Origin of the sequence: Halorientalis regularis (genome assembly GCF_023698535.1) — an archaeon.
Taxonomy (GTDB): Archaea; Halobacteriota; Halobacteria; order Halobacteriales; family Haloarculaceae; genus Halorientalis; species Halorientalis regularis.
The window spans coordinates 100951-127239 of the sequence record NZ_JALJCL010000009.1 but is presented as its reverse complement, the minus strand read 5'-3'; the positions used below and the strand labels follow the sequence as shown (position 1 = coordinate 127239).

Here is a 26289-nt window from a genome sequence, read left to right as displayed (position 1 = left end):
CCCATGGGTGACTGGGACGTGCGGATCGACGAGTCGAAAAACCGGCTCTACCTCACGCTGGACGGGCAGTTGAGCGTCGCGGAAGCGGAGGCTGCCGCTGACGAGGTGATCGAGAAGACCGGACGGCTGGAGCCGGGGTTCGACGAGGTAAACGACATGCGGACGTTCAAGACGACCGACGAGGCGGCGCTGGAACACATCGAGCGCGGGAAACGCGGCATCGTCGAGAACGGTGTAGCGGCCGTCTGTCGCGTCGTCTCCGAATCCGTGACGGGCCAGATGCAGTTCGACCGGGCCGGCGAGGGCGAAGAGGAGTACCCCGTCGCCAAAGCCGACTCCGTCGAGGAGGCCGAGAAACTGCTCGACAGCCGGCGATCGGGGTAGCTACGCCGTCCGACTGTCGAGGTAGGTCAGCACGCCACGCGTGTTCATCCGCTCTTCTGCGGTCCCTTTCCGCTCACCCCAGGTCTCGACCATCGACGTGTGTTCGCCGAAGTACTCGATCACGGCGTCGTCGTCCCCGAGTTCGTCGCGTTTCCGTTCGACCGCCCCGACCCACTCCGTCAGCGCGTCGGCGTACTCGGCCAATCGGTCGTCGGTCGCGGCCGGACCGAAGTGCGCGTAACAGAGGACGGCAGGGTCACAGTCCCGGATCGTGTGGAGATCGGCGAGACACTGCTCCAGGTCGAAGTTCGGCGGCGGCGTCGTCTGGCGGACGCTGTCGAGTTCGGGGACGTAGATCCCCGCTGCGTCGGCGGTGAACACGACCGACTCGTCGGACTCTTCGAAGACGACCTGATGGGGCGCGTGCCCGGGCGTGTGGTGGATCCGTAGCACGCGGTCGCCGAGGTCGACGGTGTCGCCTCCGGTGACCTCCCGGATGCGGTCCTCGGGGATCGGCTTCGGGTCCGCGTAGAACTCCCACTGGTCGCCGACGGCCTGTTTCGTCCCCGCGACCAGCCGCGAGGGGTCGACGAGGTGGCGTGCGCCCCGCTCGTGGACCACCACGTCCGCGTTCGGGCAGGCTTCGGCGAGATAGCCCGCGCCGCCGGCGTGGTCGAGGTGGACGTGCGTCAGCGCGATGGTCGCCAGGTCCTCGGGCGCGATTCCCCGCTCGGCGAGGCCGTCGAGGATCGCCCCGTAGTTGGTGCCGATGCCCGAGTCGACGATGGCCGGGTCCTCGCCCTCGACCACGTACACCGCGCCGTACTCCGCGGTGCCGTACATACCCGTATCGACGTAGGAGATACCATCGACGCCGCCTACGGTCACTTCGAAGGAGTCACCGATTGCCATAGCGACAGTCTGACGCTCGTGGTGCAAAGCCGTTCCGGCGGTCGAGAGCCGTGGTAACTCGACTCTCGCCACCTTTATCCATCCACCCGGATTGTATACAGAGGCAATGGCAAACGGTACGGTCGATTTCTTCAACGACACAGGCGGCTACGGTTTCATCGAGACTGACGACGCGGACGAGGACGTGTTCTTCCACATGGAAGACGTCGGCGGCCCGGATCTCGAAGAAGGACAGGAAGTCGAATTCGACATCGAACAGGCCGACAAGGGCCCCCGCGCGACGAACCTCGTTCGTAACTGAACGGATTCGGACCGCGATTTTTCAGTGACGCTCTCCGGTGAGCGACGGCTGTGTCCGGACGCCGGTCTGCCGCCCCTTGCTCACTGCTCCCGGCCACCGTCGGCGACGGTCGCGTCCGCCGGTTGCTCGGCGGTGTCGACCTGGAACGTCGAGAGCATCCGCCGGAGTTCGCGGGTCCGTTCGGCGAGTTGTCCCGCGGCGTCGGAGACCTCGTCGATGGAGTCGGTCGCCTCCCCGGCGGCGTCCGTAACGGTTTCTGCCTGCTGGGCCGTCTGCTCGGAGACGCTTGCGACCTCGTCGACCATCGCGACGATCCCCTCCGCGGAGTCGGCCTGGTCGTCGGTCGTCCGGGCGATGCTCTTGAGGCCGGTGTCGACCTCGTCGACGCCGTCGACGATCTCGTCCAGTGCCTCGGTCAACTCCGCGACCGACTCGACGCCGTCCGTGATCTGTGACTCGGTGGCCCGGATGTCGTCGGCGCTCTCGTGGGCCTGGGCCTGGACCTCCTCGACCTGTGCCTGGATCTCCGTGACGACGTCTTTGGTCTCGCTGGCGAGCTCTTTCACCTGGTCGGCGACGACGGCGAACCCGTCGCCGGCGTCCCCGCTGTCGTCCCCTGCACGGGCCGCCTCGATGTTGGCGTTCAGCGCCAGGATGCTCGTCTGCTCGGCGATGTCGTCGATCAACGCCGTCGCCTCGCTGACCTGCTCGATCTCGGCGGCCAGCTCCTCGATGGCGGTAACGGCCTCGGCGATCCGTCCCTCTACTTCGCGCATCTCGGCGATGGTTTGCTCGGCTTGGTCGCGGCCGTCTTCGCCGAGTCGTGCGACACGATCCGACTCCGTAGCGATCTCGTCCGTCGTGGCCGCGACCTCTTCGATGGCCGCCGACAGGTCGTTGACCTCGTCGGCCGTGCGCTGGAGGTCCTCGGTCTGCTCGCGCGCGCCAGCCGAGATCTGCGTGACCGAGTCGTTCACCGCCGCGCTGGCCTCCCGGACCTCGGCGGCGCTCTCCTCCACGTCCGTGCTGGACTCGGCCACGTCGTCGGTGAACTCCTCGACATCGGCGACGGTCGCTTCCAGCGACGCGATCATGTCGTTGAACGACGTGGCGATGGCGCGCATCGCCTCGCTGTCGGCCTCGGGGTCGAGGCGCTCCGTGAGATCCCCCTCCGCGCAGGCAGCCATGACCTCGCTGTATCGTTCGGCTTCCGCTTCGAGTGCCTCGTTGAGTCGCTGGGTCTGCATCTCGGACTGTTCGGCTTCCTCGCGTGCGCGCTCGGCCTCGGCGCGGGCGTCCTGGGCCTCGTCCAGGGACTCCTCCAGGGAGTCCCGCATCGAGTCGAACTCGTCGTACAGCACGCCGACCTCGTCGATCCGGTCGGTCGACAGTTCCACGTCGAGGTTTCCGGCACCGATCTCTTTGGCCCGGTCGGCCAGCCGCTGGAGCGCCAGCGCGAGGTTGCCGCCGACGGTGACACCGAAGATGCCGAGGTTCAACGCGACGACGTATATGAGCGCGACGATTGCCGCGGTCGCGACGTTGCGGTCGGCATAGACCGTCCCGGCTGGTGCGTGGCTCACGACGTGCCAGCCCGTCCCGGGGACGGCCGCTGTCGTCGCGACCAGCTCGGTCTCGCCGACAGTCCCGGTCGCAGTGCCGTTCGCCGCCAGGGCCGCGGCACCCGCGGCACGTTCCCCGTCGTCGGTCGCGAGCACGACCTCGCCCTCCGCCGCGAGCGTCGTGTTGTAGCGCCCGTCCGTGAGTCGGTCACGGAGCGTCTCGGCCGCGCCCGCCACGACGACGTACCGACTCTCGCCAGCCGTGGCGACGACTGGAATCACCGAACTGTCCCCGGCCACGGCGGTCCGCGAGTCACCGACGGCGACCGAACCTCCGCCGCTCGGTGTCGCCACCGAGAGTGACTGGCCGACCGCGCTCGACCGCGAACTCGCCGCGATCTGCCCGTCCTCGACGTAGTGGATCGCGCCGACCCGGTCGGAGCCAGCGGCGGCCGCGGCGAGGTAGTCGCCGATTCGCGCCGTATCGCCGCTTTCGACGGCGTCCGTGGCCGCGACGCTCGTCGCCAGGTCGGCGTTGGCGTCGATCCACAGCGCGGCGGTGTCGGCGCTCTCGTTCGCGTCGGTCGCGAGTGCGGCGTCGGCGGACGCGCCGAGTTCGCCCGCGACGTTGCCGTAGAAGAAGACGGCGGACACGAGCGTGACGGCGAACACCAGGGCGAGCGTCGCCGCGATCTTCAGGCTGTAGCGCGATCTGATCCGGTCGGGGACGAGTCGGTCTGCGTTCATCGGTAGCTCCCTCCGGTGAAGGCGTGACGGTCGGTGACGGGGCGGCAGGCGAGTTCACGGCGGGATGTGGTCACCGTCATGGTCAGTCGTCGGCTGGTGTTTCCGCGGTGTGTCGATCCGTTTCCGATCCCGTCAGGAACGTGAGCGGCGAGGGGTGGGTCCCGGTCAGTGACCTGATTGCCGGTTCCGAGCGCAGGATCAGCCCGGTGAGGGCCACGTGACTGAACAGGTCCAGATAGGCGGAGACGTAGATGCCGGTGAACGCACCGAGCAGGCCGAGCGCCTGTCGCGTCGTCAGCGCGACCAGCAGGTAGGTGATCAGCATGATGAGCTGGACGTTCCGGAGTTTCCCGAAGAGCAGTCGTCGGTCGTCGGACACGGACGCGGCCGCCCGCGTGTACGGCCGGAGTAGCAGCCACAGCGAGTAGGCGAACCCACTGAGTACCAGCAGACTCGCGATGCTGTCGAACGGCGGCGGCGCGAGATGGCGGATCATCGCCCCGAAGGAGAACGCCCACAGGCCGAGGACCCCGGAGAGGATGACCCCTCGGTCGGCGTTCGCGATCTGACCCGTGTACGCCGCGATGAACGCGTATATGATCCCGTAGTCCAGAAACCGGGTGACGTACACCGGCGCGCCCGCCGGCCCGTGAAACAACAAGATCCCGGCCGCCATTCCGGCGTAACTCACCGTGAGCGACGCCATAGCGGCCGGTGCGAATAGCATGTGTCGGCGCGTCGCGCCCTCGAACCGGCGAACCCAGGCGACCAGTACGATTGTCAGTAGTAGCGCTACGATGGCAACTGCCGCGTAAAGCGTCTGTTCTTCGAATAGCATCGTCTCAGTCCTGTCGTCGGCCGCCGTCGCGTGTCCACGACCTACCCCGTAGCGACGGGTCGACCGCTGTTTGGCCAGTTCAGAGGGTCAAAGCGGTTATAAATTCGCGGGCGGTTTCACGCGTCGAACCACGTGTCGCTCCGATGGACGCCACGCCAGCGCCGCCGAGAGCGACACGGTTTTGCCACGGCACGGAAAAATTCCGAGCAAATGATCAGCAGGCAGTTCCTCCGGGAGAATCCCGACACGGTCCGGGAGGCTCTGGAGACGAAGGGCGTCGACGACGTGGACCTCGACCACATCCTCGAGATCGACGCGGAGTGGCGTGAGCTGAAAGCCCGCGGTGACGACCTGCGCCACGAGCGCAACGAGGTCTCCTCGAAGATCGGCCAGCTCAAACAGGAGGGCAAGGAGGAACAGGCCCAGGAAGCCATCGACCGGTCGAGCGAACTCAAAGCCGAACTGGAGGACGTCGAGGACCGCGCCGACGAACTGGAGTCGGAACTGGAGGCGGCCCTGCTGGAACTCCCGCAGATCCCCCACGAGGACGCCCCCGTCGGCGACGACGAGAGTGACAACGTCGAGGTCGCCCGCGAGGGATTCGACGACCTGCGTGAGCTCCCCGCCGAGGTGATCCCCCACTACGACCTCGGTGAGGAACTGGACATCCTGAACTTCGAGCGCGGGGCGAAGGTCTCCGGTGGGGGCTTTTACTTCCTGCAGGGTGAGGGCGCGCGGCTGGAACACGCCCTGATCCAGTTTATGCTCGACCTGCACCGCGAGCAGGGCTACACCGACGTGTTCCCGCCGATCCCGGTCAACAGCGCGTCCATGGAGGGGACCGGTCAGTTCCCCAAGTTCGTCGACGACGCCTACCGCGTCGGCGGCGACAACGACGAGCCCTACGACGAGGACGACCTCTGGTTGCTCCCGACGGCGGAGGTGCCGGTCACCAACATGTACCGCGATGAGATCCTGCTGGACGACGACCTCCCGCTCAAACACCAGGCCTACACGCCGAACTTCCGGCGGGAGGCGGGCGAACACGGCACGGAAACCCGAGGGATCGTCCGCGTCCACCAGTTCAACAAGGTCGAACTCGTCAACTTCGTGCGCCCGGAGAACAGCTACGACCGCCTCGAAGACCTCCGCGGCGAGGCCGAGGCCGTCCTCGACGAACTCGGCTTGCCCTACCGCGTGCTGGAGATGTGTACCGGCGACATGGGCTTCACCCAGGCCAAGAAGTACGACATCGAGGTGTGGGCCCCCGGCGACGACATGGACGACGGCCCCGAAGAGGGCGGCCGCTGGCTCGAAGTGTCGTCGGTCTCGAACTTCGAGGCCTTCCAGGCCCGGCGCGCCGGTATCCGCTTCCGGCCCGAGCGCCACGAGTCCGCGGAGTACCTGCACACCCTGAACGGCTCCGGGCTGGCCGTCCCCCGCGTGATGGTCGCCATCATGGAGTACTACCAGAACGACGACGGCACCGTCACCGTCCCCGAATCTCTCCGGGAGTACATGGGCGGCCAAGAGGTCATCGAGGGCCACGAACCCGTCGGCGAGAGCGCCGTCGGCGCGGGCGAGAAGGACTAGGCCTGCGTATACGTGTGGATCGACCGGACGTTTTCGCCGTCGAAGGCAAATACGTCCACGAACGAGACGACCGGCTCGCCGTCGGGGTCGAGTAGCCGACCGCGGACGGCGATTTCACTCTCGCCGCGTTCGGGAGCAGTGGCGTAGACAGCATCCAGCGGATGGCTCGTCGCTTTCATCGGTCGTTCCTCGCGCATGAAGGCCACGAACCGGTCCCGGCCCTCGATGGTGCGGTCGGGGCGGTAGTGGACGAAGTGGGGGGCCAGCAGGTCGGCCAGCGTCTCGTAGTCGTCTTCGTCGAGCGTCCGGTAGTACTCTCGGGCGGTCGCCTCGCGGTCCATGCCCGTCCTTGGGAGGCGGGGGCCGAGAAAGTGTGGGCCCCGGCTCGTTCACTCCGTCGGATCTTTCAGGTCGAGTTCGATGTCCTCGTCCTCGTCGTCGTCGCCGTCCTCGCCGTCCGCGTCGTCGGATCCCGTATCCGCCGACACTGGTTCCTCGGACGCTGGTTCGTCGTGCCCGTCGTGTGGAGTCGCGTCCTCGTCACCGCCGTCGTCCACCACGTCGAATTCGACGGCGCTGGAGACGCCGTCGGCGCTTGCCCCCTCTACGGTACCGTCCGCGCTGTCGCTTTCGGCCGTGTCCTCGTCGTCGACGGACACGTCTTCGACGGCGGCGTCCACGTCGTCCTGTTCGCCGGGGTCGCCGTCGGCGTCACCGCCGGGTTCGGACGTGTCCTCGTCCTCGGCGGGGTCGGTCGGCGCGTCGAGCGCGTCCTCGTCGGGTTCCGTGGCGGACCGCTCCGTCGCCGCCCCGTCCGCGTCGAGCGTGATGTCGTCGGGGTCGGGCGGTTCGCCGATGTCGCGGGCGGTCTCCAGTGGTGTCTCGGCGTCCTGCCGGAGTTCGTCGGCCTCCTTCCCGTCGCCGCTGGCGTACTCGCTGGCGGACTCGGCCAGCCATTCGGCGGCCTGCCAGAGCGCCGTGGCCTTCTCCTGGGCGCGCTCGAACCCCTGTTCGAGCGGTTCGGACTCGGCGAACCGGACGGCGCTCTCGAACTGGTCGGCCGATTCCTGAAACTCCTCCATCGCCCGCTGGAAGTCGCCCTGCGCGATCAGCCAGTCCCGATCCTCGAAGCTCTTCATCGCGCTGGTGAAGGCCCGCCGGGCCTCGATGTAGTGGGCGTGGCCGACGCGGTAGCGCCCGACGGCGGTCGAGTCGCCGCCGATGGACGAGACTGCCTCCCGGACCGCGTCGATGTCGGGCCGCTGTTCGAGGTCGGCGGTCGACCACGCGTACTGGATCACGCCCTCCTGATCGATGACGAACACCGCGCGCTCGGACAGCAACTGGTCGCTGTCCAGGGCCACGTCGTAGGCATCGATGGCCTCGCCGTAGGTGTCGCTCAGGAGCGGGATCGACAGGGAGTACTCCTCGGCGTACGCGCGGTGGCTGAACACGCTGTCGGTGCTGACGGCGAAGATGTCCACGTCTCGCTGCATGGTGAACAGGTCCAGTTCCGTCAGGTCACAGGAGTCGTCCTCACAGGCGGGGTTGAAATCGGCCGGATAGAACGCCAGCACGACGATTCCCTCGCCAATGTAGTCCTCGAGGGAGACGTCTCTCGGCGCGCCGTCGACCACGCCGGGCAACGTAACCGTCGGGGCCACCGTCCCTTCCGATAGCACATCCGAAACTCTACTGCAAGGGACTTAAAGCCTGACTGCGTTTGTCCAGTCGATGGGCGCATACGGCCTGCACGTCCGCTACGAGGGCGACGACGATCCCGACAAGTGCAGCGCCCGGAAACTCGCGCGGTTCGACCTCGCGGAGTTACACCGGGCGACCCGGTCGACACCACCAGGTATCGTTCTCAACCCCTTCGCCGACCGGGTCCTCTCGCCAGAGGACGGCGTCGGATCCGGCGTGCGCCACGACCGCCTCGTGGCACTGGACTGCTCGTGGGAGACCGCCGAACGCGAGGCCTTCGATCTGGAAGGCATCCACCGGGCCCTGCCCTTCCTCGTCGCGGCCAACCCCGTCAACTACGGGACGCCCTTCGAGTTGAACACCGTCGAAGCCTTCGCCGGCGCACTGTGTATCCTCGGCCAGCGCGACCACGCCGAGGAACTCGTGTCGAAGTTCACCTGGGGCCACACGTTCCTCGAACTCAACGACGAACCGTTGCGTCGCTACGCCGAATGTACGAACTCCGCGGAGATTCTGGACGTGCAGGACGACTACCTCGACCGGGAGTAGCTCACGGCTCCTGCCGACCGTGGAACTCCTCGGAGAGGAACATACTGTTGCCGTCGCCGTAGAACGTGTCGAGCGCGCGGAGGGTACCGATGTACGCGCCGATGGCGATGATGCTCACGGTGACGACGAGGCCGAACGCGAACCAGAAGAACTCGAGGACCATGCTCCGACTAGTTTGCCGACCGTCTTCAAATCCAGTGATCGTGTCCAGGCTCGATTCTGCCCGTCAGGACCACCGGAACCCCACAGGCTCGGCCGGCGGGTCGAGCGGGCTCGGTGCCAGATCGCCCTCGAAGTCGGGGTCGTTGTACCCGCCGGGAGCCACGTCGTTCGGACTGTCGGGATAGAACAGCGCAGCCAGCGCCTGGATGTGGCCCCGACCCACCCCGAGCTCGAACTGGCCGCCGCCGTACATCCGGACGTCGTGGTCCATGCAGTACTCGATGCTCGCGAAGAGCGATTCGACGCTGCCAAAGCGAGAGGGCTTGATGTTGAGCCAGTCGGGCTCGAACGGCAGGGCCTCGATGCTCTCGACCCCGGTGATCGGGGCGTCCCAGGAGACGCGGCCCTCGCGGCCCTCGAACAGCGGGCGCGTCTGGTCGGTGAGATTTGGATCCTCGATCACGGCGTCGGGGAAGGTCTCCAGTACGAGTTCGTAGAGGTCGGGATCCGGCGGCGCGTCCACGTCGGTCCCCGAGTACTGGCCTTTCAGGTCACAGATGCGGACGGGCGCGAGGTCGGCGACCGCGGCGGCCAGCTCGGCGGGCCAGTCGGTCGTCGGGTCGAGTTTGAACTCCGTGCCGGGACGCACGTCGAGGACCTGCTCCAGCCGATCCGTCGTGGGTGGCTCGCCCAGCCGCGTGCTGACGACGAACTGGACTGGATCGTACGTGCGGTCGAGCGCCGACGCCAGGTCGAGGTCGTTCTGGCGGAGCGCCAGGTCGAGCGCGGCGCTCTCGACGCCCCACCGGCGGTAGTGCCGGAAATCCTCGCGCTCGGGCGGCGTCGGAAACAGGTCCAGTTCGCCAACCTGCTCGGAGAACTCGGCGAACGTGGACTCGCCGGTGAGATCGGGGAAGCCCGCCTCGGCGATGTCGTGGTGGCGGTCGGTCTCGTAGGTCACGTCCTCGCCGTTCCCCGTCTCGCCCGCCCCCGAGAGCGCGACGGTCGTGGTGGCGCGAGCGAACCCGCTGGTGGTGTCTCGCTCTTGGAGTGTCAGGTCGATCTCCTCGACGACGAGGGGTAGGTCGGCGACCCGGTCGTAGAACATAGTGTGGATAGGGTGGGTGGGATAAAAAAGCCAGTCCGGGTCGTCTCGGAACACTTAACCACGACGACGGGGAACAGGCGCTCATGGCTACGTTCGAGAAAGCGGAAGACCGCATTCTGGCGAAGATGATCTGCATGCGGTGTAACGCGCGCAACCCGAACGAGGCGGACCGCTGTCGGAAGTGTGGCTACGGGAACCTGCGACCGAAGAACCGCGAACGCAACGCGGCCTAGAGTTCTCGTAACGCCGCTCTGGCGGCGTCGCTGACCGTCGGCTCGGAGTGGCGTCGCAGTCGCTCCAGCAACGGTTCCGCGTCGTCGATCCCGGCGGCGGCCGCGGCGTGGCAGAGCCCGGCCGCCTTGTCGGGGTCGATGTACACGTCGCTCCCCGGTTTCTTGTCGGCCTCCAGTTCGGCCTCCAGCGAGTCGACCAGCCGAGCCGCCTCGGGCGCGACGACGCTGGGGTCCTCGTCGGCGACGTGTTCCAGCGCCCGCGCGAACGCCCCGCGCTGTCTCGAGCCGACACCCTCCAGGACCGTCGTACCCTCGATCAGTGCCGGAACGTGATCGAACAGGCGCCCCGGTCGCTGTTCGGCCAGCGCGGTGATCCCGTCGGCCGCGGCGCGTGACACCGCGTGTTCCTCGGATTCGGTGGCCAATCCGACGAGCCGGTCAACGTCGACCTCGTCGGGCGATTCCTTGGCGGTTCCACGGAGCCGGTTGGCCGTCTCCAGCGCCGTCTCGTCGCCACCGAAGACCCAGTCTCGGAGTCCCACGGTTGGTATTGGGGGGTGTCATCCCAATCTCTTATAAACTGTGTGGATTCGGATACACACGTCTTTTTATGTGGTCGGGTCGCTCGCGGTGTTACTCGTCTGGGTACTTCGGTTCCCGCTTCTCCGCGCGCTCCAGTGCCGTCTCCACAACGTCGCGCACGTCACCCTCGAAGGTGTCGCCGTGCCCGGCGTACATGTGTTCGACGCCGGCAGACTCGCTTCGCTCGGCTCCCGAGGCCGCGCTCGCATCGCTCGCGCGACCCCCCTCGGGCATGCGGTCGAGCAGGTCGCGGATGCTCTCGATCAGCCGGTCGCGTGACTGGCCGGCCATGTCGGTCCGCCCGAACGAACCGTAGTCGAACGCGCCGTCGTCGTGGACGACGACGTCGCCACTGAACAGTGTCGTTTCGCTGACCAGCGACACGTGGTCGTCGGCGTGACCGGGTGTGTACACCACGTCGAACGCCTCGTCGCCGATCATGACCTGATCCCCGTCGTCCAGTTCGACGGTCCGGCGGTCGTGGGGAGCGTAGGCGTACAGCTCGGCGTCGAACTCGTCGAGGACGGCGTCCAGCTGTGCGACGTGGTCGCCGTGCTGGTGGGTGAGGATGACGGCGTCGATGTCCCGGGTGTGGGTCCGAATTTCGTCGACGACGCCGTCCACCGCGCCGGCGTCGACCAGGACGGCGCGCTCGCCCAGCGCCAGGTAGGCGTTGCAGGTGAACGTCTCCGCGTCGGCCGTGACGTTGTACACGTCCATGTTCCCGTGGTCGGTCGGGGGGCGTATCAGGGTACCGGGCGGCGAGATACTTTTGACGCTGCAACTCAAATGAACGCACATGGGGTTCGGGAGCTACGACGAGTCCGAACAGGAAAATCAGGACTACGACACTGATTTTGAGGACGACGACGGCGTATCAACATCCGAGAACACCCACGACGGCGACGTCGAGTACGAGTTCAGCGCGTCGAACGACGAACTCCTCGACAAACTCAAACACATCAAAGAGGACGAAGACGAGAACACGTGAAGCGAGGGGTCCGTGCCCTCGGGGTCGCCGAGTCCTTTCGCGAGGACTGGAGCACGCTCGCCGGTGTCGTGACCCGCGCGAGCAGCGTCGTCGACGGCTTCGCGTTTACCACCTGCACCGTCGGCGGGACCGACGCCACGGACGCCATCTGTGCGCTGTTCGACGATCTCGGCCGCGACGACGTGCAGTACGTCCTCGTCGCCGGGATCGCTCCCGCCTGGTTCAACGTCGTCGACCTGCACCGGGTCGCCGACCACACTGACCGACCGGTTCTGTCGGTGACCTACGAGGAGAGTAACGGGCTGGAGTCCGCACTCCGCGAACAGTTCGACGGCGACGCCCTCGACCGACGGCTGGCGACGTACCGCGATCAGCCCGACCGCCAGCGTGTCTGCGTCGCCGACGACACCGTCTTCGTCCGCGCCGTCGGCCTCGACGACGACGCGGCGGCTGCGGTCGTCGACGGTTTCACGCCGGAGGGTGGCCGCCCGGAACCACTCCGGGTCGCGCGCCTGGCCGCCCGCGGGGCTGACGATTTCCGGCGCGATGGCTCGGCCTGACGACCCGGTGCAGGCGACTCACTTTTGGTCCCGCCTGCCGGAGCGTCCCCATGGGCGAGATGGAGGATCTGGAGGTAGTCGAATGCACGCGCTGTCCCGGCCTCGCCGAGTGCCGGAGCCGGATCGTCAACGGCGTCGGCCCCGCGGACGCGGACCTGCTGTTCGTCGGCGAGGGACCCGGGGCCAACGAGGACGACCAGGGCGAACCGTTCGTCGGCCGGAGCGGCACGGTACTCGACGACGCGCTCCGGACCGCCGGGCTGGCGCGGGCCGACGTGCGGATCACCAACTGCGTGCGCTGTCGGCCGCCGGATAACCGCGACCCCCGGCGCGAGGAACTGGCCAACTGCCGGGAGTACCTCGACCGGGAGATCGACGCCGTCGATCCGACGGTGATCGTCACGCTCGGGAAGGTGCCGAGCGAACACCTCCTGGATCGAGACGTCGCCGTGACCGGCGAGGCCGGCGACACGTTCGACTGCCCCATCGCGGGCGAGACCCGGACCGTCATGGTCTCGGTCCACCCGGCGGCGACGCTGTACGACCGGAGTCAGGAGACGACCTTCGAGGGAACCATCCAGCGGGCCGCCGACCTGACGGGCGCGGGTGGGCAGTCGACGCTCGGCTCGTTCTGAGTGACGATGCAACGTTCGACCGTAGCGGAACTGACTTGACCGGCACCCGCCAACCAGCACACATGAGTGCGACCCAGACGGCCGCCGAAGTGGTCGTCGTCGACTACGGGCTGGGGAACCTCCGGAGCGTGACCCGCGGGCTGGAGCGGGCGGGCGCGTCGGTGGCAGTAATCGAGGAACCGGCCGCCGTCGACAGCGCCGACGGCATCGTCCTCCCGGGCGTCGGCGCGTTCAGCGAGGGCATGGAGAACGCCGGCCCCTTCCGGGCGGCGCTGGCCGACGCCGCCGACGCGGGCACGCCGCTCTTTGGCATCTGCCTCGGGATGCAGATGCTCCTGACCACGAGCGAGGAGGCCGACCACGCCGGCCAGGGCGAGGCCGAAGGGCTGGACCTGATCCCCGGGACCAACCGGCGGTTCCACGGCGACCAGAAGGTGCCCCACATGGGCTGGAACGAACTCGACGTACAGCGAGACCACCCGCTGGTCGACGGGGTCGACAGCGTGGGATCGCAGATCCCACAGGCAGACGGAGTCGCCGAAGGCGGCTCCGTCGACGGGGACCACGCCTACTTCGTCCACTCCTACTACGCCGAACCCGAGGCCGACGCGGCGGTGGTCGCGACGACCGACTACGGACCCGACTTCCCGAGTATCATCGCCGACGAGAGCGGGACCGTCTTCGGCACGCAGTTCCACCCGGAGAAGTCGGGGGAGACGGGACTGCAGATTCTGCGGAATTTTGTCGATATCTGTGCGGAGCGCTAGTCCGTCGTACCGGGTGCGAACGAAGTGAGCACCCGGCTTTTTCGCCCACGTTTTTGCCGCGAGTGGTGCGTGAAGCGCACCCGAGCGGGAAAAAGGTGGATCCGGAGAAGTCGGGGGAGACGGGACTGCAGATTCTGCGGAATTTTGTCGATATCTGTGCGGAGCGCTAGTCCGTCGTACCGGTCGCGAGCGGAGCGAGCGACCGGCCTTTTTCGCCCACGTTTTTGCCGCGAGTGGTGCGTGAAGCGCACCCGAGCGGGAAAAAGGTGGTCGTGGAGATCTGCGCGGAGGGGTGAGCGCGGCTTTGCGGACGGTTTCAGGGTTCCGACGTTGCCAGCGGCAGTGAGACGGTGACGGTGTTACCGTCGTCGTCGGTCTCGAAGCTGATGGTGCCGTCCGAGAGGTCGACGACCCAGTAGACCAGCCAGAGGCCGAGGCCGCTGGTGTGGGTGACGTCGTCCATCTCCTGCTCGCCGGTCAGGACGCGGTACTCGTAGTCGGGGATCGGGGGGCAGGTGTCTTCGATTTCGACGACGGCGCGGTCGTCGACCTGCGCCGCGGTAATCCGGATCCACGGCGCGTCGTCGGCGTGTTTCGCGGCGTTGCCGAGCAGTTCCTGGATCGCGGTGCCGATCTCGCCGAGCGCACAGGCCGGCAGCGACGGCGGGAGGTCGGTCTCCACGTCGACATCGTAGTCGTCCTCGACCGTCGCGATGGCGTTCTCGATGGTGGTCGTCAGATCGACTCGACACGGCGTGACGGGATCGGTGAGCAACTCGATAGTCCGGCGCTGTTTCTCGGCTTTGTGGAGCAGTGCCTGGGCGGTTCGCTCGATGGCTGCGGCGTGGCTCGGCGGATCGTCTTCTGGGTGTTCGGACACGTACTCTGCGTGGCCGATGACGGTGTTGAGGTCGTTGCGGAGGTTGTGTCGGAGGAGCGTGTCGATCACGCGCAACTGTCGCTCGCGGCGTCGCCGGTCGGTCACGTCGCGTGTGAACCCGACGATCCGGACGACTTCGCCCGCCTCGAAGATCGGCTCGGCCTGCACCCAGACCCAGCAGCTGTAGTCCTGCCGGGGGTTGACGCGGTACTCCATATCGACCGATTCGCCGGCCGAGAGACGGGTCATGGCGTCCTGAACTGCCGACCGGTCGTCGGGGTGGGTCGCTTCGAGGAAGCGCCGGGGGTCCGCCCGGATGTCCTCGACCGGCTGGCCGTAGATCGACTCGTAGGCCGCGTTGAGAAAGAGCAACTCCGACCAGTCGGCCGAGAACATCCACAGCACGTCGTCGGCCTTGGCGGCGAGTTCTTCGAGTCGCTCGGCGGTCGCGTCGCGCTCGCGTTCGGCCCGGACGCGCTCGGTCACGTCCCGCGAGCTGACGACGTACCCCTCCTCCGGGTCGGTGAGTTCGGCGATGCGGCTCTCCAGCCAGACGTAGGACCCGTCATCGGTCCGATGGCGGTACTCGACCGTCCTGTCGTACTCCGTACCCGCGACGAGCCGTTCGAACCGCGACAGGACCCGTTCGCGGTCGTCGGGGTGGATGTACTCGAAGGCGGTCTCCCCACGGAGTTCCTCGGGGTCGAAGCCGAGAACCTCCGCTGTCGCCCGGTTCAGGTAGCGGAAGGTCCCCTCCTCGTCGAGAACGACGATCTTGTCCCGGGCGTGTTCGAGTAACGCCTCGGCTGGACCGGACCATTCCATCAGTTAAGAGCGGCCGGCGACGATAAAAAAGGTGCGTGTGAATATCGCGCCGTTTCGGCGTGAAAAAATTCCACTCAGTAGAACGCGATGGGGCCCGTCTCGGACCCCTCTTCCTCGGTGACCTTCTCGCGGGCGTCCTCGAAGTCCGCCATACGGACCTCGGTGCGGCCGTCGCGGATGGCGAACATCCCGGCCTCGGTGGTGAGGCTGGCGAGCTCGGCACCGCTGAAGTCTTCGGTCTCGGCGGCGATGGCCGCCAGGTCGAGTTCCTCCGCGAGGTTGAGGTCCTTCGTGTGGATCTCCAGGATGCGTTCGCGGCCCTCGGCGTCGGGCTTGGCCACTTCGATGAGGCGGTCGAAACGACCGGGCCGGAGGATAGCCCGATCCAACATGTCGAAGCGGTTGGTGGCGGCGATGATGCGGATTTCTCCCCTATCTTCGAAGCCGTCCATCTCCGAGAGCAGTTGCATCATCGTCCGCTGGACCTCGGCGTCGCCGGAGGTCTTCGATTCCGTGCGCTTGGCCGCGATGGCGTCGATCTCGTCGATGAAGATGATGGCCGGTTCGCGTTCGGAGGCGAGTTCGAACAGGTCCCGGACCAGCCGGGCGCCCTCGCCGATGAACTTCCGGACGAGTTCGGAGCCGGCCATCTTGATGAAGGTGGCGTCGGTCTCGTTGGCGACCGCTTTGGCGAGCATCGTCTTCCCCGTGCCCGGCGGGCCGTGCAGGAGGACGCCGCTGGGCGGGTCGATGCCCACTTCACGGAACTGCTCGGCGTTGATCAGCGGTTCCTCGACGGCCTCTCGAACTTCACGGATCTGTTCGTCGAGGCCGCCGATGTCCTCGTACACCACGTTCGGGCTGTGGTCGACCTGCATCGCCTGGGCGCGGGCGTCGGTCTCGGCGTCCAGCAGCGTCTGGACGGAGAAGGAATCGTTGATCGCGACCCGGTCGCCCGCCTCCAGGTCCTCCTTGAGGTTCGGCGACACCTCCGTCAGGACCTCCTGGTTGTTGCCGTGCTGTTTGACGATGACACCCTCGTCGGTGACTTCCTCGGCCGTCGCGATGTACAGCGACGACGTTTTGAGCGTCTCGTTCTCTCGTTCCAGCCGGTCGACCTCGCCGCTGAGGTTGTCGCGACGCTCCTGGGCCGAGTCGAGTTGCGACGAGAGCTCGTCGTTGACCTGTTCCAGCTCGATAAAGTGCTCCCGCAACGCATCCAGCCGCTCTTCCGGAGACATCTCCGGATCGAGGTCGAGGCGCGGCCGGTCCGGGAGCGACGGACTCCGGGACATCTGACTGTCGTTGCTAATGGGTGCTCGTAAAAGGGCCTTTGGGTCGCGGCTATCCTACCCCACCCCAGTCCTGACCGACCGAGCCGGCCGATTTCCGATGGTTTAGGTCAGGTCCGCGAACTCGTCGAGGTAGTCGTCGTAGACGCCGAGTGCCGACTCGACCGGCTCGGGCGAAGCCATGTCGACGCCCGCACCCCGGAGCAGGTCCAGCGGGTACTCCCGGGACCCCTTCCGGAGGAAGTCGACGTACTGCTCGGCCGCCGGTTCCCCCTCGTCGAGGATCCGGTCGACCAGCGCGACCGCCGCCGAGATGCCGGTCGCGTACTGGTAGACGTAGAAGGCCCGGTAGAAGTGGGGGATGCGCATCCACTCGCGCGCGATCCGGTCGTCGATCTCCGCAGGCTCGTAGTAGTCGCCTTTCAGGTCCCGGTAGAGTTCGTCCAGCCGGTCGGGAGTTAGCGCCTCGCCGGCCTCGGACAGTTCGTGGGCGCGGTGTTCGAACTCGGCGAACATGGTCTGGCGGTAGAGGGTCGAGCGGAACCGTTCGAGATACTCGTTGAGGACGTGCCGGCGGAGTCGCTCGTCCGCGACGGTGTCGAGCAGGTGGTGGGTGAGCAGCGTCTCGTTGACCGTCGACGCGACCTCGGCCACGAAGATCTCGTAGCCGGAATAGACGTAGGGCTGTTCCTCGCTGGTGAGTTGCGTGTGCAGGGAGTGGCCGAGTTCGTGGGCCAGCGTGTACATCGAGGACACGTCGTCCTGGTAGTTCATGAGGATGTACGGCTGGGAGTCGTAGGTGCCGCCGCTGTAGGCCCCGGACTGTTTGCCGTCGGTCTCGTACACGTCGACCCAGCGCGACTCCAACCCCTCCGCGAGCCGGGACTGGTACTCTTCGCCCAGTGGCGCGACGGCCTCGACGACGTACTCGCAGGCCGCCTCGTAGGTGACTTCCGGGCTCTCACCCTCGACCATCGGGACGTAGAGGTCCCACATCTGCAACTCGTCCGCGCCGATCGCGTCGCGCTTCAGTTCGGCGTGCCGGTGGAGGCTGTCGAGGTTCTCCCGGACCGTGTCCACGAGGTTGTCGTACACGTCGACGGGGATGTTCGGCCCGTCGAGGGCGGCCTCGCGGGCGGTGTCGTAGTTGCGCGCGTTCGCCAGCTTGCTGTCGGTCTTGACGCTGTTCTTGTAGGCCGCTCCGACCGTGTTACGGACCGTCTCCCACTCGTCGTAGAACTGCTCGTACACGTCCCGCCGGAACTCGCGGTCGGAATTTTTCTGGAGCGTCGTGAAGTTGTTGAGCGTGATCCGCTTCGTCTCGCCCTCGGGCGTCTCCACCGCCGGGAACTCCATGTCCGCGTTGGCGAGCGTGTTGTACACCTCCCCGGGTGCACCGGTGACCTCGCCGAGTTCGGCCAGCAGGTTCTCGACCTCGGCCGAGCGGGTGTGGTCTTTCATCCGTAACACGTCGTCGAAGTAGTGGTCGTAGACTTCGAGGTCGGGTTCCTCGGCCACCATCGCCTCGATCTCCTCGCGGTCGAGGTCCTGTAACTCGGGCTCGATGAACGAGGCGGCGCTCTGGGCCTCCGAGGACAGCGATTGGGCCCGCGCGAGCAGGGCCTGGTAGTGGCTGTCGGTCGTGTCCTCGTCACGGCGCATCCGCGCGTAGGAGGTGACGTTCGAGACGGTCCGCATGATCTCCTCGCGGAGTTCCAGTACCGCCAGCAGCGTCTCGGCGTCTTCGGTCACCTGCCCCTCGTACGCCTCCAGGTCCGCGAGCCGCTCCTGCACCTCTTCGAAGGCGTCCTCCCACGCCTCGTCGTCGGCGTAGAGCGCCTCCAGATTCCACTTGTGTTCCGCGTCGATGTCGCTTCGTTCGGGAACCGAACTCATTGCCCCGGCTACGTGCGGGCGCGAAGTAAGCCTTTACGCGCCGGAGGGACCCGCCGGCTCGTCCTCGGCCCGTGCCGGCCGCGGCAAGCATTTGGGGTTGCCGGCCGAACCCGACCTATGGACATCGACCGGGCGCTCGGCCGTGCCTGGCGCGACGACGCCCCCTGGGATCTGCTGACCCGGCTCTGTGAACTCGACGACCGACTGGGCGGGCACCCGGGTGAAGCCCGCGCGGCCGAACTGGTCGGGGACGCCCTCCGCGATGCGGGGGTCAGAGATGTCGAGACGCACCCGTTCGAGATGGCCCGGTGGACGCGCGGGCGGACCGCTCTCACCGTCGCCGTCCCCGACCGCGATCTCGAACGCGAGTTCGAGGCCGTCGCGCTCCCCTACTCCCCCGCCGGCGAGGTGGACGCGGCCCTCGTCGACGTGGGCCACGGGACACCCGAGGAGATCGCCGACGCCGACCTCCGCGACCGCGTCGCGCTGGCGAGTACGGGCACGCCGGTAGGGGCCGACCGACGAATCCACCGGATGGAGAAGGTCGGACAGGCCGCGGACGCGGGCGCGGCGGCGTTTATCTTCGCCAATCACGCCCCCGGACAGCTTCCGCCGACCGGCGCGCTCCGGTTCGGCGAGGCCGCGGCCATCCCGGGCGTCGGCGTCAGCGCCGAGACGGGCGACTGGCTCCGGGAGTACGCCGACGCGGGGGCGTCGGTGTCGCTCTCGGTTACGGCCGACACCGAGCGCGGGACGAGTCGCAACGTCGTCGGCCACCTGGGACCCGACACCGACGACGCGACCCTCCTCGTGGCGCACCTCGACGGCCACGACGTGGGCGAGGCGGCGTTGGACAACGGCTGCGGCGTCGCGGTCCTGCTCGGTGCGCTCCGGATTCTCGGCCACATCGAGAGCGGTCTCGGGACGCGAGTCGTGGTCGCGGCGGTCGGGAGCGAGGAACTCGGCCTGCTCGGGAGCGAGGCGCTGGCCGCGGACCTCGACCCGGACCGGCTCCGGGCCGTCGTCAACTGCGACGGCGTCGGTCGGTTCCGCCGGCTCCGCGCGCTGACTCACACCAGCGATGTGCTGACCGACCTCGCCACGGGCGTCGCCGACGACCTGAACCACCCACTGGAAGTCAGCGAGCGCCCCCACCCCTACAGCGATCACTGGCCCTTTCTCCGTCGTGGGGTCCCGGCGATCCAGCTCCACAGCGAGCGCCCCGACGACGAGGGTCACTGGGAGCGGGGCTGGACCCACACCCGCGCCGACACGCGCGAGAAGGCGGACGTGCGGACGCTCCGCGAACACGCGATGGTCACGGCCCTGCTCATCAGGCGACTCGCCAGTGACGGCCGCGCGCCGCCCCGCGTCGACCCCGCGACCGTCCGCGAGCGACTGGTCGAGACCGGCGCGAAGCCCGGGATGGTCGCCGCGGGTATCTGGCCCGACGAGTGGTGACCGCTCAGCCGTCCTCCTCGGTCGTTCCGCCGACGCCGGCGATCAGGTCCTCGGCCACTCTCGCTCTCGTCGCGTGCCTGACGCGGCGCTCCCGGAAGATCTCGCGGGTGCTGGCCGCGGCCTCGGGGTCGCGCTCGAACGCCAGGTTGGGGTAGGTCACGTCGGCCAAGACCAGCGGCTCCGCCGGTGCGGCCGGGACGCCCGCGGGTCCGGGCAACGGCTCCGCGGCCAGCACGCGGTCGACGGCCCCGAGGTCGCGCTCGCCGCGAGCGATCTCGTCGAGCAGGGCCACGAGCCGGCGGACGAGCTGGCGGGCGAACCCGTCGGCCTGGACCCGCACCACGAGGTACTCACCGTCCCGGTCGATTTCGCCATCCAGGCCCCGCACCGTGCCGTCGTCGTCGGGCGTCAGGTTGTGGAAGTCGTGTTCGCCACGGAGGGCGTCGAGTGCGGCTGTCGCGCGCTCGTCGTCGACGGTCTCGGCCGGTGCGTGGAGATGGTAGACGTACTCGCGACGCGTCGCGTCGTGGGTGGCGTGAAAGTCGGCCGGTGCATCGGCGACGGCCCACACCCGCACGTCGGGTGGGAGTTCGCTGTCGAAGGCCCGTGGGGTCAGCCAGTCGGGCGCGTCGAAGGCAACAGTTTGAGCGAGCGCGGAGACGCCGGCGTCGGTTCGGCCCGCGGCCGCGTAGTTCGGCGGTGCGTCCGACCCGGCGTCCAGTACGTCCAGGTCCGAAAGGGCCGCCAGCAGGGTATCGGAGACGGTAGCCACGTCGGGCTGGCGCTGGAACCCGTGGAACCGTCGCCCGTCGTACGCGACCCGGTACGCGCGCATGGATCGTACCAGTTCGGCGAGCGCGATGAGCGTTTCGACGGCCCCCAGCTGAACTGGTCCCGCGAACTAAGTAGTGCCCGCTGGAAGCAGGGGGTATGTATCACGTGTTACTCGCGACCGAGGACGAGCCCGCAGCGCTCGTCGACACCGTCACCGACCTCCCCGCCGATCCCGAGGAAATCGAGGTCACCGTCCTCAACGTCTTCGAACAGTTCGAGGTTCGCGACGAGGGCGAAGCCGTCTCCTCCGAGGCTATCTACGACGAAGACGACGTGCCCGAGAGCGTCACGACGGCCGTCGACGCGCTCGAAGCCGCCGGTGTGACTGCGCGGGTCCGCCACGAGCACGGCGACCCCGCGACGGTCATCCTGGAGACTGCGGCCGAACTCGACGTGGACGCCATCGCCGTCCACGGTCGGAAACGATCCCCCGTCGGCAAAGCCCTGTTCGGCAGCGTCACACAGGCCGTCCTCCTCGACGCCGAGCAACCGGTCCTCGTCGCGACCGGCGACGACGACTGACTTCCGAATTCTCCTTTTCAATCTTTCGACCGTTCAACACGGCCGTTCGAGAGAAGTGGCTGTAACCGCACGACGGAAACGGTGTGAAAATCGGTGCAAGTGACGCCAATCCGGTGGAATGCACCGCCAGGGCCATCTCTTTATACGACCCTCCCGCTCCAAGCTGGGGATGCAATGCGCCTGAACACCCGAACTGGTTCGCTGCTGCTGGCGCTCGCGGTGGTCCTCACCGCGACGGTGCCCGCAGCGGCGGCCGCGAGCACGGACGCACAGGTCGAGAACGAGACGGACGGCGAGGCCGAAGCCGAAGCCGGTGCCGAGGTCGCGGTGACGGCCTCCGGTAGCGCCGACGCGGACGGCGAGGCCAGCGGCTCGGCGGCTGTGACCGTCGACGCCGCCGCCAGCGCGTCGGGCAACGGTGATGCCCGCGCGGACCGCGGCGAAGCCGCCGCCGAGGGCTCGGCCGAGGTGAGCGCCGAGGGGAAGGTCGTGCTGCCCTTCGGCATCGTGATCGACCTCCCGTTCGACGGGAGCGCTCAGGCCGACGCGAACACCAACACGAGTGCGAGCGCGGACGACGGTGTGGATAGCGACGAGGGTTTCGTCGCGACCGTCCTGCGCCTGTTCGCCGACGAGAACGCCGAGGCCAACGCCCGGGGCGACGAGAACGCTAACGCGGCGGGCAACGCCGAGGCCGACCTGGCGGCTGACGCCGAGGCCGAAGCCGACGCCGAGGCGGACGCGAACGCCAGCGCCGCCGTCGACGACGCCCGCGAGGACGCACGCGACGAACTGAACGAGGCGCTCGACGAGCTCGACGAGGAGTCCAGTGACGAGCTGGCGGACGCCAACGACGAACTGAGCGAGGAGGTCGACGGTCTGCAGGACGAACTCGAGGACTAACGGCGCTCCCTCCACGCACCCTACCCAACACCCACGCCCACCCGACTCCCCACGGGACCCACCCGAATCCCATTCACATGTTCCGCCCTGACACCCCTGCTGGCGCTTTTCGTGCACCGGGGTCCCGTCCGCGGTTCGCATCCGAAGATAGATTACGATCACTCGACCTATCTCCAGACAGACGGAATGCAACGAGTATCCCGGTGGCTGCTGGTCGGCGTGGCCGTCGTCGTCGCCTGCTGGCTCTGTACCGGCCCGGTGGCGGCCCAGTCCGCCGGCGCGGACAACGAATCGCTGTCGCCCGACAGCACGCTCATCCGGATCGACGCCGGTGCCGACGGGACCGCCGCCTGGGAGATCCAGTACCAGTTCTACCTGACCGATCCGGGCGAGAAGGAGGCCTTCACCGCTTACCGCCAGGAGATCGAGGCGAACCGTTCGACCTACGTCGAGGACTTTGCCGCCGACATCCGCCCGTCGGTCCGGCAGGCCGAGAACGAGACCGGCCGCGAGATGGCGCTCTCGAACGTGACGGTGACGGTTCGCCGCCAGCGCCTCGCCCAGTCGACCGGCATCGTCACCTACCGCTTCGCCTGGTCCGGGTTCGTCGGCGGCAACGCCTCGACGCTCCGGATCGGCGACGCCATCAGCGGCTTCTACCTGGGCCCGGACACACGACTCACCGTCGCCTGGTCCGACGGCTACCGGCTCGACAGCGTGACGCCCGAACCGACCGAGACCAGACGCGACCGGGTCGCCTGGGCGGGCGAACTCGGCTTCGGTTCGACGGCACCGCGAATCGTCGCCAGCGAAACGGTCGACTCGGAGCCGGCGACGGCCGGCGGGTTCCCGTTCCTGGCGGCCGGCGTCGCCGTCCTCGTCCTCGCTACACTCGGAGCCGCCGGCGTGCTGTACGTCCGCAGACGGCCGACCGACGGGGCCGACGGACCCGGCGACGGCGCGGCTGTGGCCGAGTCGACGGCCGGATCGACGGCCGGGACGGCGGCCGCATCCGACGGCGACGACGGGGCCGGCGACGGCGCGGCTGTGGCCGAGTCGACGGCCGGATCGACGGCCGGGACGGCGGCCGCATCCGACGGCGACGACGGGGCCGGAGACGGCCCGTCGGCGGCCCTGCTCAGCGACGACGAGCGCGCGCTGTCGGCCATCCGCGACCACGGCGGCCGGATCAAACAGCAGGAACTCGCCGACGCCTGCGACTGGGGGGACTCGAAGACCAGCCGCGTCGTCTCCCGGCTCAGGGACGACGACGAGATCGAAGTGTTCCGCCTCGGCCGCGAGAACGTCATCGCACTCCCGGAGGAAACCCATGACTGACACCCAATCAGGACTCTCGAACCGCCTGCGCCCGCTCGTCGCCGCGGTGCTGGTCGGCTGCCTCGTCGTCGGAGCCGCCGTCCCGGCGGCCGGCCTGCTGGCCGACTCCCCGACGGCGGACACGGCAGCCACCGACGGTAGCGCCACCGCCGCCACCGCCGGGCACGCCGCCAGTGCCGATGCGGCGCAGGCCGGTGACGCCGGCGGCAACGCGAGTAGCGCGAACGCGACGGCGTCGGCCGGGGCGCGCCTCGCCGGAGCCATCGGGAGCCAACAGTCCGAGGTAGCGGGCGAACTCGAAACCCGGACGCTGGTCGTCAGGCTTGGGCGCGCGGACTCCCTGGAGGAGCGGGCGGCGGTGCTGGCAGTACTCGAAGCGCGCGCCGACGCCCGCCTCGCCTCGCTCCGTGAGCGCCGCGAACGCCTCCGGGCGGCGGCCGACAACCGCTCGGTCTCGCCCGGCGCGTACGCCTACCGCGCGGCCACGGTCTCCGTCGAGGCGGCCGTGAACCGGCGGCTGGCCGACCGCGGCGAACGCGCCACGGCGGACCTCCCCGACGCCGTCACGGCCGAGTACGGGCTCTCGGCCGAACGGTTCCGCGCACTGGCCAACCGCTCGGACTCCGTGCGGGCCGATCTCCGGAACGATCTCAGAGCGCTCGGCCGATCTCTGGTCGCCGACGAGATCGGTGAGGACGAGGGGATCGACGCCGAGGACATCCTCGATGGCCTCAACGAGACCGTCGCCCCGACCAACCGGACCGACTGGCCGTTCGACGAAAACGACTCGACGCTGGGTGACGCGCTCGACGAACTGGGCGCGGACAACGAGTCGTTGGACCTCGGCGACGTGATCGAAGACGACGCGAACGATTCCGACGCCCCGTTCGGCGGCACCCTCGACGGGAACATTTCCGACGAGGACGGCCTGCTCGACGGCACGGACGACGGGCTACTCGGCGACACCGAGACGACGACCGACGACTCGTCCGGTGACGACGGCACCGGTTTCTTCGAGGACGACACGGTAACGGCCGAGGAAGAGCCGGCGGACGGCGGCGAGACGACCGATGACGGCCTGTTCGACGGCTAGAAGTCGTCGAAGGTCGGCCGGTCGTGGTCGCCCGGGAACTCCGTCAGTGGGACCTGTTGCTGGTCACCGGAGGCCATGTCCTTGACCGTCACGGCGTCGTCTTCGAGGTCCTGTTCGCCGACGATGACGACCGTCTCGGCGTCGACCGAGTCGGCGTAGTCCAGCTGGCCGCCGAAACTCCGGTCCGAGAGGTCGGTCTCGACGACGTGGCCGCGCTCGCGCAACTCACGGGTGATGTCGGCCGCCACGGCACGCGTATCGCCGACCTGCAGGACGTAGTAGTCGGTCGTGAACCCTTCGTCGGGCCAGACGCCCGCGCGCTGGAGCAGCAGGGACAGTGGCGCGAGACCGGGCGCGACCCCCACAGCGGGTGTCGGCTGCCCGCCGAAGCTCTCGATCAGGTCGTCGTAGCGACCGCCGCCGAACACCGACCGGGAGACCTCGCCAGTGGCGTCGAAACACTCGAAGACGACGCCCGTGTAGTAGTCGAGTCCGCGGGCGGTCTCCAGCGAGAGCGTGCAGTACTCCCGCGCGCCGAAGTCCGCGGCCACGTCCAGCACGTTCTGGAGGTTCGTCACCGCCGCCTCGACCCGGTCGGTCCCGGCGAACTCGATCAGGTCGTCGAGATTCTCCTCGTCGGTCGCCAGCAGGTCGTCGAACTCGGCGGCCTGGTCGTAGGAGAGCCCCGCCTCGACCAGCAGGTCGTGGTACTCCGACTCGTCGATCTTCTCGGATTTGTCCACCGCGCGGATGGCCTCGCGCGTGTCCACGTCGGCGTCGAACGCTTCGAGGAGACCGCCCAGAATATCGCGGTGGGAGACGCGGAACTCGAACGCCTCGTTCGTGAGCCCGAGGTTCGTCAGGGCGTCGGCGGCGAAGGCGAGCACTTCGGCGTCGGCCGCCGGTTCCGAGGAGCCGAAGATGTCCACGTTGGTCTGGTAGAACTCCCGGAACCGACCCTGCTGGACCTGCTCGTAGCGCCAGAACGGCCGGGTCGAGACCCACTTGATCGGCTTCGAGAGCTCCTGCTGTTTGGCCACGACCATGCGCGCGACCGTCGGCGTCAACTCGGGGGTGAGCGACACGTCGCGGCCGCCCTTGTCCTCGAAGGCGTACAGTTCCTCGACGATGCCCTCGCCGCTCTTGTCCACGTACATCTCGGTGCGCTCCATCGCCGGGGTCCCGATCTCGCGGAAGCCGTACCGCTTGGCCGTGGCCTCCAGCGTGTCGATGACCTCTCGCCGGGGCCCCATCTCCGCGGGGTAGAAGTCGCGAAAGCCCTTCAGGCCGTCGTACATGTGCCCCGATTTGGGGACCCCGCGCTTGAAACTGTCCTTTGGGTACCGGCCTGCCCCGTCGATCGATCCCAGGACAGGCCGGAGCCTTCCTTAGTCTCGGCTCCGAGGTCCCACTATGGGATCGGACGGCCTCGTCGACCTCGATCAAGACTGCTGGACGGCACTCGCGAAGTACAACCTCCTGCTGGCGACGTTGTTCGGCGTCGCCGCCGTCGCCGCCAGGGCGACGCTCCCCTCACAGAATCTACTCGTCGTCCAGAACGCCACGCTCGCGGTCGTCTTCGGCGGCATCCAGACCTACGCCTGGCTCTCGGCCTGA

At 68.1% G+C, this 26289-nt stretch carries 29 protein-coding genes; 15 read left to right on the top strand and 14 right to left on the bottom strand.

What is annotated here, in order from left to right; genetic code table 11:
• The first annotated feature begins 3 nt into the window (after positions 1-3).
• Positions 4-384: a hypothetical protein gene (locus tag MU521_RS13130; protein ID WP_092691160.1), complete on the top strand. Its 381-nt coding sequence runs from the start codon at positions 4-6 to the stop codon at positions 382-384.
• Here MU521_RS13130 and MU521_RS13125 read toward each other — a convergent pair whose 3' ends face one another.
• A complete protein-coding gene (locus tag MU521_RS13125; protein ID WP_092691163.1) occupies positions 385-1296 on the bottom strand; it encodes an MBL fold metallo-hydrolase in 912 nt (303 codons plus the stop codon).
• Positions 1297-1402: 106 nt separating this feature from the next.
• On the opposite strand from MU521_RS13125, the gene MU521_RS13120 reads away from it, so the two are divergent.
• Positions 1403-1597 carry a cold-shock protein gene (locus MU521_RS13120; protein ID WP_077206686.1) on the top strand — a complete coding sequence of 65 codons (195 nt, stop codon included), beginning with the start codon at positions 1403-1405 and terminating at the stop codon, positions 1595-1597.
• An 80-nt stretch (positions 1598-1677) separates the two neighbouring features.
• On the opposite strand, the gene MU521_RS13115 is transcribed toward MU521_RS13120, so the two are convergent.
• Together MU521_RS13115 and MU521_RS13110 are read right to left on the bottom strand one after the other, a co-directional pair.
• Positions 1678-3906 carry a methyl-accepting chemotaxis protein gene (locus MU521_RS13115; protein WP_092691165.1) on the bottom strand — a complete coding sequence of 743 codons (2229 nt, stop codon included), beginning with the start codon at positions 3904-3906 and terminating at the stop codon, positions 1678-1680.
• Positions 3907-3988: 82 nt separating this feature from the next.
• Positions 3989-4633, bottom strand: a complete 645-nt coding sequence (locus MU521_RS13110; RefSeq protein WP_349356961.1) for a hypothetical protein — start codon at positions 4631-4633, stop codon at positions 3989-3991.
• A gap of 321 nt (positions 4634-4954) precedes the next feature.
• Between MU521_RS13110 and serS the strand changes: the two genes are divergently transcribed.
• Positions 4955-6337, top strand: a complete 1383-nt coding sequence (gene serS / locus MU521_RS13105) for a serine--tRNA ligase (protein WP_092691170.1) — start codon at positions 4955-4957, stop codon at positions 6335-6337.
• Here serS and MU521_RS13100 read toward each other — a convergent pair.
• Both MU521_RS13100 and MU521_RS13095 read right to left on the bottom strand, forming a co-directional pair.
• A complete protein-coding gene (locus MU521_RS13100; RefSeq protein ID WP_092691173.1) occupies positions 6334-6678 on the bottom strand; it encodes a nuclear transport factor 2 family protein in 345 nt (114 codons plus the stop codon). The two genes, serS and MU521_RS13100, sit on opposite strands and share 4 nt — an antisense overlap.
• A gap of 48 nt (positions 6679-6726) precedes the next feature.
• Entirely contained in the window at positions 6727-8019 is a 1293-nt protein-coding gene (locus MU521_RS13095; protein WP_092691175.1) for a redoxin domain-containing protein, read from the bottom strand.
• Between the two features lie 52 nt (positions 8020-8071).
• On the opposite strand from MU521_RS13095, the gene MU521_RS13090 reads away from it, so the two are divergent.
• Positions 8072-8590 (top strand): DUF367 family protein, encoded by a 519-nt coding sequence (locus MU521_RS13090; protein ID WP_092691177.1) that lies wholly within the window; start codon positions 8072-8074, stop codon positions 8588-8590.
• Between the two features lies 1 nt (position 8591).
• On the opposite strand, the gene MU521_RS13085 is transcribed toward MU521_RS13090, so the two are convergent.
• Together MU521_RS13085 and MU521_RS13080 are read right to left on the bottom strand one after the other, a co-directional pair.
• Positions 8592-8753: a hypothetical protein gene (locus MU521_RS13085; RefSeq protein WP_175452833.1), complete on the bottom strand. Its 162-nt coding sequence runs from the start codon at positions 8751-8753 to the stop codon at positions 8592-8594.
• A gap of 63 nt (positions 8754-8816) precedes the next feature.
• Entirely contained in the window at positions 8817-9860 is a 1044-nt protein-coding gene (locus MU521_RS13080; RefSeq protein ID WP_092691180.1) for an enolase-like domain-containing protein, read from the bottom strand.
• An 83-nt stretch (positions 9861-9943) separates the two neighbouring features.
• On the opposite strand from MU521_RS13080, the gene MU521_RS13075 reads away from it, so the two are divergent.
• Positions 9944-10093 carry a 50S ribosomal protein L40e gene (locus MU521_RS13075; RefSeq protein WP_092691184.1) on the top strand — a complete coding sequence of 50 codons (150 nt, stop codon included), beginning with the start codon at positions 9944-9946 and terminating at the stop codon, positions 10091-10093.
• On the opposite strand, the gene MU521_RS13070 is transcribed toward MU521_RS13075, so the two are convergent.
• Both MU521_RS13070 and MU521_RS13065 read right to left on the bottom strand, forming a co-directional pair.
• Positions 10090-10635: a hypothetical protein gene (locus MU521_RS13070; protein ID WP_092691186.1), complete on the bottom strand. Its 546-nt coding sequence runs from the start codon at positions 10633-10635 to the stop codon at positions 10090-10092. The two genes, MU521_RS13075 and MU521_RS13070, sit on opposite strands and share 4 nt — an antisense overlap.
• A gap of 91 nt (positions 10636-10726) precedes the next feature.
• On the bottom strand, positions 10727-11395 hold the full coding sequence (locus tag MU521_RS13065) for an MBL fold metallo-hydrolase (protein WP_092691189.1): 669 nt from the start codon (positions 11393-11395) through the stop codon (positions 10727-10729).
• 79 nt (positions 11396-11474) lie between these two features.
• Between MU521_RS13065 and MU521_RS13060 the strand changes: the two genes are divergently transcribed.
• The 4 genes from MU521_RS13060 to hisH all read left to right on the top strand — a co-directional run bounded on the left by MU521_RS13060 (position 11475) and on the right by hisH (position 13628).
• A complete protein-coding gene (locus tag MU521_RS13060; protein WP_092691192.1) occupies positions 11475-11666 on the top strand; it encodes a DUF5786 family protein in 192 nt (63 codons plus the stop codon).
• Positions 11663-12226, top strand: a complete 564-nt coding sequence (locus MU521_RS13055) for an endonuclease dU (RefSeq protein ID WP_092691193.1) — start codon at positions 11663-11665, stop codon at positions 12224-12226. Before MU521_RS13060 ends, MU521_RS13055 begins: the two co-directional genes overlap by 4 nt.
• A 50-nt stretch (positions 12227-12276) precedes the next feature.
• Complete coding sequence (locus MU521_RS13050) at positions 12277-12861, top strand: uracil-DNA glycosylase (protein ID WP_092691196.1); 585 nt, start codon at positions 12277-12279, stop codon at positions 12859-12861.
• Between the two features lie 62 nt (positions 12862-12923).
• Entirely contained in the window at positions 12924-13628 is a 705-nt protein-coding gene (hisH, locus tag MU521_RS13045) for an imidazole glycerol phosphate synthase subunit HisH (protein ID WP_250864804.1), read from the top strand.
• A 316-nt stretch (positions 13629-13944) separates the two neighbouring features.
• Here hisH and MU521_RS13040 read toward each other — a convergent pair whose 3' ends face one another.
• From MU521_RS13040 to pepF, 3 genes are all read right to left on the bottom strand, one after another.
• Positions 13945-15333, bottom strand: a complete 1389-nt coding sequence (locus tag MU521_RS13040; protein ID WP_092691200.1) for a PAS domain-containing sensor histidine kinase — start codon at positions 15331-15333, stop codon at positions 13945-13947.
• 74 nt (positions 15334-15407) lie between these two features.
• Complete coding sequence (pan2, locus tag MU521_RS13035; RefSeq protein ID WP_092691203.1) at positions 15408-16628, bottom strand: proteasome-activating nucleotidase Pan2; 1221 nt, start codon at positions 16626-16628, stop codon at positions 15408-15410.
• Positions 16629-16730: 102 nt separating this feature from the next.
• Complete coding sequence (pepF, locus tag MU521_RS13030) at positions 16731-18521, bottom strand: oligoendopeptidase F (RefSeq protein ID WP_092691205.1); 1791 nt, start codon at positions 18519-18521, stop codon at positions 16731-16733.
• Between the two features lie 117 nt (positions 18522-18638).
• On the opposite strand from pepF, the gene MU521_RS13025 reads away from it, so the two are divergent.
• A complete protein-coding gene (locus MU521_RS13025; RefSeq protein ID WP_092691208.1) occupies positions 18639-19982 on the top strand; it encodes a M28 family metallopeptidase in 1344 nt (447 codons plus the stop codon).
• A 4-nt stretch (positions 19983-19986) separates the two neighbouring features.
• On the opposite strand, the gene truA is transcribed toward MU521_RS13025, so the two are convergent.
• A complete protein-coding gene (gene truA / locus MU521_RS13020) occupies positions 19987-20817 on the bottom strand; it encodes a tRNA pseudouridine(38-40) synthase TruA (RefSeq protein WP_092691210.1) in 831 nt (276 codons plus the stop codon).
• A 95-nt stretch (positions 20818-20912) separates the two neighbouring features.
• On the opposite strand from truA, the gene MU521_RS13015 reads away from it, so the two are divergent.
• The 4 genes from MU521_RS13015 to MU521_RS13000 all read left to right on the top strand — a co-directional run bounded on the left by MU521_RS13015 (position 20913) and on the right by MU521_RS13000 (position 24672).
• A complete protein-coding gene (locus MU521_RS13015) occupies positions 20913-21338 on the top strand; it encodes a universal stress protein (protein WP_092691213.1) in 426 nt (141 codons plus the stop codon).
• A gap of 174 nt (positions 21339-21512) precedes the next feature.
• The gene (locus MU521_RS13010) at positions 21513-22241 is read left to right on the top strand and encodes a hypothetical protein (protein WP_092691215.1); all 729 of its coding nucleotides are present in this window, start codon (positions 21513-21515) and stop codon (positions 22239-22241) included.
• A 186-nt stretch (positions 22242-22427) separates the two neighbouring features.
• The gene (locus MU521_RS13005; RefSeq protein ID WP_092691218.1) at positions 22428-23579 is read left to right on the top strand and encodes a helix-turn-helix transcriptional regulator; all 1152 of its coding nucleotides are present in this window, start codon (positions 22428-22430) and stop codon (positions 23577-23579) included.
• On the top strand, positions 23572-24672 hold the full coding sequence (locus MU521_RS13000; RefSeq protein ID WP_092691221.1) for a hypothetical protein: 1101 nt from the start codon (positions 23572-23574) through the stop codon (positions 24670-24672). The genes MU521_RS13005 and MU521_RS13000 overlap by 8 nt, the downstream gene beginning before the upstream one ends.
• Here the strand turns inward: MU521_RS13000 and hisS are convergent.
• A complete protein-coding gene (gene hisS, locus MU521_RS12995; protein WP_092691223.1) occupies positions 24669-25970 on the bottom strand; it encodes a histidine--tRNA ligase in 1302 nt (433 codons plus the stop codon). The two genes, MU521_RS13000 and hisS, sit on opposite strands and share 4 nt — an antisense overlap.
• 115 nt (positions 25971-26085) lie before the next feature.
• Between hisS and MU521_RS12990 the strand changes: the two genes are divergently transcribed.
• Complete coding sequence (locus MU521_RS12990) at positions 26086-26289, top strand: hypothetical protein (RefSeq protein ID WP_092691227.1); 204 nt, start codon at positions 26086-26088, stop codon at positions 26287-26289.